This is a genomic window from Gordonia sp. NPDC058843, from assembly GCF_042743165.1.
Taxonomy (GTDB): Bacteria; Actinomycetota; Actinomycetes; order Mycobacteriales; family Mycobacteriaceae; genus Gordonia.
Window position 1 is genome coordinate 1 of sequence record NZ_JBHYNC010000080.1, and the last position, 8,215, is coordinate 8,215.

Genomic DNA, 8,215 nt, shown 5'->3' on the forward strand with positions numbered 1-8,215 from the left:
TGGGCTGGTATTTGTTTATAAGAGACAGCCCTTGGTGGCTCGCTTCGCTCGCACCTCAGGGAGCATGGATTTCGGACACTCACGAGTGTTCTTCCGTGGTCCACGACGGCCGACAGGCCGCCGAAACTGAGGTGCGAGGAGAGATAGCGAAGAGCCACGAGGGCCCGGCGAGGTTCGTCACCATGCCCGTCGAGGTTCGCTTCGCTCAGGGAACAGGGACAGGCCGCAGAAACTCCAGGTGGAAGTGGCGATTTGCCGGCCCAGTCCTGGGACGTGACTACGCTGGGCACACGACCCCGGACCGCTCGTCAGGCCGGTGCGGGGCAACCGACCAGGGAGGGCCTCATGGCGATCGATCGGGACAAGAGCAGAGCGCTGTCGGAAGTCGTGCGTGAGCACCCGGTGATGAGTCTGGTCGCGGTGTCGCCCGGCATCGCCGTGTTCGCGACTCTGCTGCTGCTCGACCAGACCTTTCTGGCGATCCTGTTCTTCGTCCTCGCCGTCGGCGGGGGCGCATACCTGCTGACGCGCAAGCGCTGACGGCGTCGCCCGTTCGGAGCCCACGTCGAGGTATTCGACGCGGCTACAGTGGTGCCCAATGACTGTCCGCGAGAGCTGAGAAACGCGGTGTACGGGTCGAGGTGAGCGGTGAAGGGAGTCGGCGTCGTGGTCGCTGAACGGGGTCGAGACGCTCCGGCCGGACGTGTTGCCGCGTTCGGGACGAGTCGGCTGGGCGGCTGACCATGTCCACCCGCGTCGACGCCTACATCTGGGCCATCCGTCTGACCAAGACCAGATCGGCCGCGGGCGCCGCCTGCCGTGGCGGACACGTCCGGGTCAACGGGGTGACCGCCAAACCGGCGCAGCCAGTGGTGCCGGGCGACGAGATCCGGGTTCGGCTGGCCGGCCGCGAACGCATCATCGAGATCACCAGGACGATCAGCAAGCGGGTGTCCGCGCCGATGGCTGCCGAGTGCTTCGTCGACCGGTCGCCACCACCCCCGCCCAAGGAGATCCTGGCGAGTCAACCGCGCCGCGACCGTGGAGCCGGCCGTCCGACCAAACGTGAACGGCGGCAACTGGATCGAGTGCGAGACAGCACCTTCCTCATCGCGGTGCTGGCTGTGGTCGTGCTGGTGGTCGGTGCCTGCTCCGGCGATGAGCCGACGGCCGACCCGAACAAGCCGAACACGCCCGAGGCGCCCGCCCAGGCCGGTTCGGGACCGTTCTTCGGCGAATGCGGCGGCGTATCCATGGAGGATGTCGTCCGCATCACCGGTTTCGGTGGGCTCACGGAGACCGTGAACAACACCTCGGTGTGCGAATGGGACACGACCGGTTCGAGGACGGGCGCCGTCGCCTCGTTCAACTGGTATCGCGGGTCGCCGATCGGACGCGAGGAGGCGAACGTGAAGCTGTCGCGCGATGTCACCGACAAACTCGAGATCGACGGGCACCAAGGATTCATCGGTTACACGCAGTCGGGTCAGATCTGCGAGGTCGGCATCGGCTTCGGCGCGGACTTCTTCGAGTGGTCGATCCGGGGCGACGCCGCGACGCCCCGGCCGATCGAAGAGATCTGCGATGCCGCACGCGAGCTGGCGACGATGTCGATCGAGCGTGCGTCGTGAAGCGGGTTCTCGTCCTGCTCGGCGCCGTCTTGCTGACCCTGACCGCGCTCGCCGGGTGTGCGCGCACCGTCGACGGTGAGGCGGTGCCCCTCGGGGCCGCGGATCAGTCCGGCAGCAGCGACATCGACACCGACCAGTTCGACCGGCTGTTGCTCGAATGCGACGTGCTGCCGGACGCCATGATCGCCGACGTCGTCGCCGGTGGGGGATTCGCCGAACGGTCGTTCAGTGGGGCCATCTGCCGGTGGCTGGTCTCGGGAACCACCGACGTCGTGAGCGTGACCTTCAACTGGTTCGAGTGGGGCAATGTCAACGTCGAGAAGGAGACGGCGAAGAAGCTCGGTTTCGAGACCGAGAACATCAAGGTCGCCAGTCAATCGGCGTTCACCCAGCGCAGCCCCGACCGTCCGGGAGTGTGCGGCGTGACGGCCCGGGCGCCCAGTCGCGGCATCTTCACCTGGTTCGTCGAGCCCCGCGGTGCACCCCAGGGTGATCCGTGTGCGGCGCCGGTCAAGCTGATGGAGCTGCTCCTACAGGGCGGTCAGTGAGCCTGCTGGTTTCAGTGTCAGGCTGGTGTGCCACCTGGTGACCTCGACGGGCGCGGTGGCCTCGCTGCGCTCGGTCGACGCTGCTCGGCCAGCGGGTGGTCGAGCGTGCCGAAACCCACTCACGCCGGGAGCGGTCCGACGACGACGCTGGCCGCGACGACGAGCTCGTCGCCGGTGCCCGGCATCATCAGCCACACGGTCAGCCGGTCGCCCTCGCGCACCCGACGCAGGATCAGCCGCGTGCCCGGGACGATGGGCCGCAGGTATTCGATGACCACGCGGTGCGGACCGTCGACCAGGTCGGGATGCTCGACGAGTTCGTCTTCGATGGCCTCCAGGTAGGCGGCATTGTTCAGGTGCTTGAACGGGTCGAAGTCGGTGATGCGCAGAACATGCTCGCGGTCGGGGAAGTCGATCTCGTCAGGATCGGGGGCCTTCTCGGGATTCATCGACCGCCAGCGGAGGCGGTGCTCGTCGGTCATCGCCGACAGCATCGAGAACGCCTCGTCGGACAGGCGTGACGGCACGCCCTTCTCGTTGACGTTGATCCAGAACGCCTCGGTCTCGATCCGACCCGGAGCACGCGGTCGGGGGTTGAACCGATTCGTCTCGTGTTCGGCGGTGAGGCGCACGCGCATGTTGGTCCAGCGCGTCGACAGGGCGCCGCACCAGCGCTGCGCGGTCACCGCCCCCGGCCAGGTCAGGGGCTCGATGACGTCGATGATGGTGCGCCGCACGATCCAGAACGGGTCGGTCGCACTGAACTCGGTGGCCTCGAGGTTGTCGTTGGCGACATCCTGGAGGTAACGGGCGACGGCGTCGAGTCGAACCCGCATGTCCTGGTCGACGTCGCCGGTTCGGACGCGATAACCCACCTCGTAGAACTGGGATCCAGGCTTGCGGTCCGGAAGTGATCCAACCGACACTGCTGGCGTAACCTGGCTCACTCGAGTCCCTCCGATAGGTCACCGGTATCTTTGCAGCTAAGATACATTCAACCGGAAAAATAGAACACGTTCTACGTGTCGGATTACGAGGAAACAGCAGATGGCGCATGTGATTACCCGCCCATGTTGCAACGATGCCAGTTGCGTGAGCGTGTGTCCGGTGAACTGCATCCACCCCACGCCCGACGAGCCGGAGTTCTTGACGGCGGAGGCCCTCTACATCGATCCGGAGACGTGCATCGACTGCGGGGCCTGTATCGATGAGTGCCCGGTGGAGGCGATCATCCCCGACGATCAGCTGGAGGAGCGCGACGAGCCGTACCTCCAGATCAACGCCGACTATTACAAGGACCACAGCGTCGAAGGCGGGCTCGTCCCGCCGCGTAAGGCGCCTGCGTTGCCCGACAAGGAACTGCACGTGGCGGTCGTGGGCGCCGGGCCCGCCGCGTTCTATGCCGCCGAGGAACTCGTCCGCAAACCGAGCATCAAGGTCGACATGTTCGATCGGTTGCCGACGCCGTACGGACTCGTGCGCGCCGGGGTCGCGCCGGACCACAGCGCCACCAAGGGTGTGGAGAAGACCTTCGCCTCGGTCGCGGCGAAGAAGAACTTCGCCTACTACCTGAATGTCGAGGTCGGCAAGCACATCAGCCACGACGAGCTCGTGGCGCGCTACCACGCGGTCATCTACGCCGTGGGTGCCGCGACCGACAAGCGGCTGGGCATCGAGGGTGAGGACCTGGCCAACTCGGTCGCCGCGACGCAATTCGTCGCCTGGTACAACGGCCATCCCGATTTCGCCGACCTCGATGTCGATCTGTCGTCCGAGCGGGCGGTCGTTGTCGGCAACGGCAATGTCGCCCTCGACGTCGCGCGCATCCTCGTCACCGATCCCGACGAGCTCGCGAAGACCGACATCGCCGATCACGCGCTCGCGAAGCTGCGGGAGTCGAATATCTCCGAGGTCGTCCTCCTGGGGCGCCGCGGCGTCGCGCAGGCGGCCTACACCAACAGTGAGTTCCTGGCGCTGGGTGAGGTCGAGGGCGTGGACGTCGTCATCGACCCCGATGAGCTGGTCCTCGACCCGGCCGCCGAGGCCGCTCTGTCCGACGACACGCTCGACTCGACGATCGCCACCAAGATCCGGCTCGCCCGCGAATTCGCCGAACGGCCGCAGACCCCGGGCAACAAGCGCATCGTGTTCCGATTCCTCACATCTCCGGTCGAAATTGCCGGTGACGGGGAAGTGGCTACGCTTGCCTGCGTGCGCAATGCCTACGCGGACGCGACCGGAAGGGTCGCGGTGACACCGACCGACGAACGTTTCGACCTCGAGACCGGACTGGTCCTGCGGGCGATCGGCTACCGCGGTGTGCCCGTCACCGACCTGCCGTTCGACGAGGGACACGGCGTCGTCCCCAACACCGAGGGACGGGTCCAGACGGCGGCCGGTGGCGACGTGATGCCGGGGCTGTACGTGACGGGATGGATCAAACGGGGAGCCACGGGGGGCATCGGGATGAATCGCATCTGCGGTCAGGAGACCGCTCAGGCCGTCGTCGCCGACTTCGTCGCCGCCGCATTCGACGATCCGTCGACCTCGCGGGACGATGTCGCCGCTCTCGTCGCCGACCGCGGCGCCAACCGCATCGACCTGACCGGGTGGAAGGCGATCGACGCGGCCGAGAAGTCCGCGGGCAAAGCCGCGGGCCGGGTCCGCGCGAAGTTCGTCAGCGTCTCCGAGTTCGAGGCGGCCGCCACCGCCGGGGCGCAGTGACCGTGCGTATCGCACTGCTGTCCTACCGCAGCAAGCCGCACTGTGGCGGACAGGGCGTCTACGTCCGCCACCTGTCGCGTGAACTCGCCCTGCTGGGTCACAGCGTCGAGATCTTCTCGGGTCAGCCGTATCCGGAACTGGACCAGGTGACCATCGATGCCGGTGTCACCGTCACCAAGGTGCCCAGCCTCGGTCTCTACGACGAACCGGACCCGTTCCGGACGCCCCGGCCGTCCGAGTACCGCGACTGGATCGACGTCCTCGAGGTCGGTTCGATGTGGTCGGCCAGCTTCGGTGAGCCCCTCACCTTCAGCCTCCGGGTGGCACGCCTGCTGAAGGACCGCCGCGACGACTTCGACATCGTGCACGACAACCAGTGCCTCGGGTACGGGTTGCTCGACATCCAGAAGGCGGGCTTCCCACTGATCGCGACGATCCACCACCCCATCACCCGCGATCGCACGCTGGCGGTCAAGGCAGCCAAGGGATGGCGCAAGATCAGCGCGTGGCGGTGGCACTCCTTCCTACGGATGCAGGGACGAGTCTCACGCCGGATCCCGGAGTTGCTCACCGTGTCCCGGAGCAGCGAGGTCGACATCCGCAAGGCGTTCGACATTCCGTCGGGTCGCATCACCACGATTCCGCTGGGGGTCGACACCGAGATCTTCACGCCGTCGGCCACGCGGGTGCCGGGTCGCATCGTCTGTGTTGCCAGCGCCGATGCCCCGCTGAAGGGTGTGTCGTACCTGCTCGAGGCGGTCGCCAAGCTGTCGTCCGAGCGGGACGTCGAACTGGTACTGGTGTCCAAGTTGGACCCGAACGGCCCGTCCGCCAAGATGATCGAGGATCTGGCGATCTCGGATCGGGTCTCGGTGGTGTCCGGGCTCGAGGACGAAGAGATCGCCGGCCTGCTCGCTTCGGCCGAGGTGGCGTGTGTGCCGTCGCTGTACGAGGGATTCTCGCTGCCGGCAGTCGAGGCGATGAGTTGCGGTACGCCGCTCGTCGCCACGCGAGCCGGCGCGATCCCGGAGGTCGTCGGCACCGCCGAGGAAGCCGCACTCCTGGTGCCGCCGAGTGATTCCGGACGTCTGGCTCAGGCCATCGGTCGGTTGCTCGACGACGCCGACCTGCGGGCGCGCCTCGGCGACGGTGGTCGTCGACGCGCCGAGGAGAACTACAGCTGGGCAGCGGTGGCCGCGAAGACGGCGGCTCACTACGAAACCGTGCTCGCCGGACACCGGCGGGCAACAGAAGGGACATTGAGTGCTCACAGTTGATTTCGACCGGCTTGGCGTTGGACCGGGCACCAAGGCGATCGACATCGGGGCGGGGCAGGGTAGGCACTCGTTCGAGATGTTCCGGCGCGGCGCGGAGGTGATCGCCTTCGACATGTCCGAGAGCGATATGTCCGACGTCGGGGAGATGTTCGACGCGATGATGGCCGAAGGGCATGTGCCCGCGTCGGCCAAGGCCCGTGCCGAGGTCGGCGACGCGCTTCGTCTTCCGTACTCGGACAACAGTTTCGATGTCGTCTTGATGAGTGAGATCCTCGAGCACATCCCGACCGACGAGGGCGCGATCACCGAGATGGTGCGCGTCTTGAAGCCGGGAGGCGTCGCCGCGGTCACCGTGCCCAGGTACTGGCCGGAGAAGGTGTGCTGGGCACTGTCCGACGAGTACCACGAGGTCGAGGGCGGACACGTCCGTATCTACAAGGCATCCGAGCTCGCAGGCAAGTTGCAGCGCGCCGGACTCGAGGTCACCGGCACCGACCACGCGCACGCGTTGCATGCCCCGTACTGGTGGCTGAAGTGTGCGGTCGGAGTCGAGAACAACGACAACGTCCTGGTGAAGGGCTACCACCAGCTACTCGTCTGGGACATGATGAGCAAGCCGTGGCTGACCAGGGTCGGGGAGCAGGTGCTGAACCCGCTCATCGGCAAGTCGGTTGCCCTGTACCTGCGCAAGCCCGAGACCGCCGCCACGCCTTCATGACGGGCCCCTCCGGGACGGGAGCCCCATGACGGCCGCCCCGGCGGTCCCAGGTGTGGTCTCGGCCGAGCAGATGCTCGCCACCGGTGCCGCGATCGTCGGCATGCAGGAGGAATCCGGGGCGCTGCCGTGGTTCCCTGGCGGGCAGACGGACCCGTGGGACCATATCGAGTCCGCGATGGCGTTGTCGGTGACCGGGTTTCATGCCGAGGCCGAGGCTGCGTACGAGTGGTCGCGCCGTAAGCAGCGCGACGACGGCTCGTGGCCCATCCGCACCGTCGTCGGAAAAGTGGAGGACGCGGGTACCGACAGCAACTTCTGCGCGTACATCGCGGTCGGTGTGTGGCATCACTACCTGATCACCGGTGACGACGCCTTCCTGCAGAAGATGTGGCCGGTGGTCTGGTCGGCGATCGACTGTGTCCTGCGATTCCAGCGCGAGGACGGTGCGTTCCGCTGGGGTGGCGACCACCGGACCGGCGCGATGTTCGGTGAAGCGCTGATCACGGGCAACGCCAGCATCTTCCAGGCGCTGGACTGTGCCATCCGGATCGCGGGCGAGATGGATCAGCCCGACGAGGCCTGGATCGCGGCGCACAGCGTGCTCGGTGACACGATTCGTGCCGACGTGCCCCGCGAGAAGTGGCAGATCTTCACGCCGCCCTCCGAGCACTCGATGGACTGGTACTACCCGATTCTCGGCGGTGCCGTCCGCGGGCGCGACGGACAGGAACTCATCGCGCGACGTTGGGAACAGTTCGTGGTCCCCGGCAAGGGGGTTCGGTGCGTCGACCATCGTCCCTGGGTCACCGGAGCCGAAACGTGTGAGCTCGCACTGGCGCTCGATGCACTCGGCGACACCGCCGACGCCATCGAGCTGATCGCATCGATCCAGCACCTGCGCGACCCGGACGGATCATATTGGACCGGACTGGTTTTCGCCGACGGCAAACGCTGGCCGGTGGAGAAGAGCTGCTGGACCTCAGCGGCGGTGATCCTGGCCGCCGACGCGGTGAGCCGCACGAGTGTTGCCAACGGGATCTTCCGGGACGTCCGCCAGCGGCTCGTCGCCCCCACTCCCTGAGCCACCTCGCTCCCTGAGGAGCGCCCGGAGCTTGCGGAGGAGTTCTTTCGTGGTGCACGACGGCCGCCAGGCCGCAGACACTGAGGTGCGAAGGAGCGATTGCATGCCCTTTGCTCCCTGAGGGGCGTGAGAAGGCTCCCTTGCTCCCTAATCCGAAAGAACCGCATAACCCCTGCTCCCTGAGGTGCGAGGAGCGCAAGCGACGAGCCTCGAAGGGCCTGGTGAGACACGTTGCG

General features: G+C 66.7%; 8 protein-coding genes. 7 read left to right on the plus strand and 1 reads right to left on the minus strand.

Features of this window, described 5'->3' with window-relative positions; genetic code table 11:
- The first annotated feature begins 345 nt into the window (after positions 1-345).
- From ACFW3F_RS25340 to ACFW3F_RS25350, 3 genes are all read left to right on the plus strand, one after another.
- Complete coding sequence (locus ACFW3F_RS25340; RefSeq protein ID WP_388062447.1) at positions 346-540, plus strand: hypothetical protein; 195 nt, start codon at positions 346-348, stop codon at positions 538-540.
- 203 nt (positions 541-743) lie between these two features.
- Positions 744-1,631 carry a DUF3558 family protein gene (locus ACFW3F_RS25345; protein ID WP_388062449.1) on the plus strand — a complete coding sequence of 296 codons (888 nt, stop codon included), beginning with the start codon at positions 744-746 and terminating at the stop codon, positions 1,629-1,631.
- The gene (locus ACFW3F_RS25350; protein WP_388062451.1) at positions 1,628-2,179 is read left to right on the plus strand and encodes a DUF3558 domain-containing protein; all 552 of its coding nucleotides are present in this window, start codon (positions 1,628-1,630) and stop codon (positions 2,177-2,179) included. Before ACFW3F_RS25345 ends, ACFW3F_RS25350 begins: the two co-directional genes overlap by 4 nt.
- Positions 2,180-2,298: 119 nt before the next feature.
- Here ACFW3F_RS25350 and ACFW3F_RS25355 read toward each other — a convergent pair whose 3' ends face one another.
- A complete protein-coding gene (locus tag ACFW3F_RS25355) occupies positions 2,299-3,126 on the minus strand; it encodes an acyl-[acyl-carrier-protein] thioesterase (protein WP_388062453.1) in 828 nt (275 codons plus the stop codon).
- Positions 3,127-3,226: 100 nt separating this feature from the next.
- Here ACFW3F_RS25355 and ACFW3F_RS25360 point away from each other — a divergent pair, with 100 nt between their 5' ends.
- Genes ACFW3F_RS25360 through ACFW3F_RS25375 form a run of 4 tightly spaced genes read left to right on the plus strand, consistent with a single transcriptional unit; the run spans position 3,227 to position 7,979 of the window.
- A complete protein-coding gene (locus ACFW3F_RS25360; RefSeq protein ID WP_388062455.1) occupies positions 3,227-4,903 on the plus strand; it encodes an FAD-dependent oxidoreductase in 1,677 nt (558 codons plus the stop codon).
- Positions 4,904-4,905: 2 nt separating this feature from the next.
- Positions 4,906-6,180: a glycosyltransferase family 4 protein gene (locus tag ACFW3F_RS25365; protein ID WP_388062460.1), complete on the plus strand. Its 1,275-nt coding sequence runs from the start codon at positions 4,906-4,908 to the stop codon at positions 6,178-6,180.
- Positions 6,167-6,898 (plus strand): class I SAM-dependent methyltransferase, encoded by a 732-nt coding sequence (locus ACFW3F_RS25370; RefSeq protein ID WP_388062457.1) that lies wholly within the window; start codon positions 6,167-6,169, stop codon positions 6,896-6,898. The genes ACFW3F_RS25365 and ACFW3F_RS25370 overlap by 14 nt, the downstream gene beginning before the upstream one ends.
- 25 nt (positions 6,899-6,923) lie before the next feature.
- Positions 6,924-7,979 carry a prenyltransferase gene (locus tag ACFW3F_RS25375; RefSeq protein ID WP_388062459.1) on the plus strand — a complete coding sequence of 352 codons (1,056 nt, stop codon included), beginning with the start codon at positions 6,924-6,926 and terminating at the stop codon, positions 7,977-7,979.
- Positions 7,980-8,215 lie beyond the last annotated feature (236 nt).

Excerpts from the sequence above, each read along its gene's own strand:
- ACFW3F_RS25340 (WP_388062447.1), top strand. The coding sequence starts at position 346 with ATGGCGATCGATCGGGACAAGAGCAGAGCGCTGTCGGAAGTCGTGCGT.
- ACFW3F_RS25345 (WP_388062449.1), top strand. The coding sequence starts at position 744 with ATGTCCACCCGCGTCGACGCCTACATCTGGGCCATCCGTCTGACCAAG.
- ACFW3F_RS25360 (WP_388062455.1), top strand. The coding sequence starts at position 3,227 with ATGGCGCATGTGATTACCCGCCCATGTTGCAACGATGCCAGTTGCGTG.
- ACFW3F_RS25375 (WP_388062459.1), top strand. The coding sequence starts at position 6,924 with ATGACGGCCGCCCCGGCGGTCCCAGGTGTGGTCTCGGCCGAGCAGATG.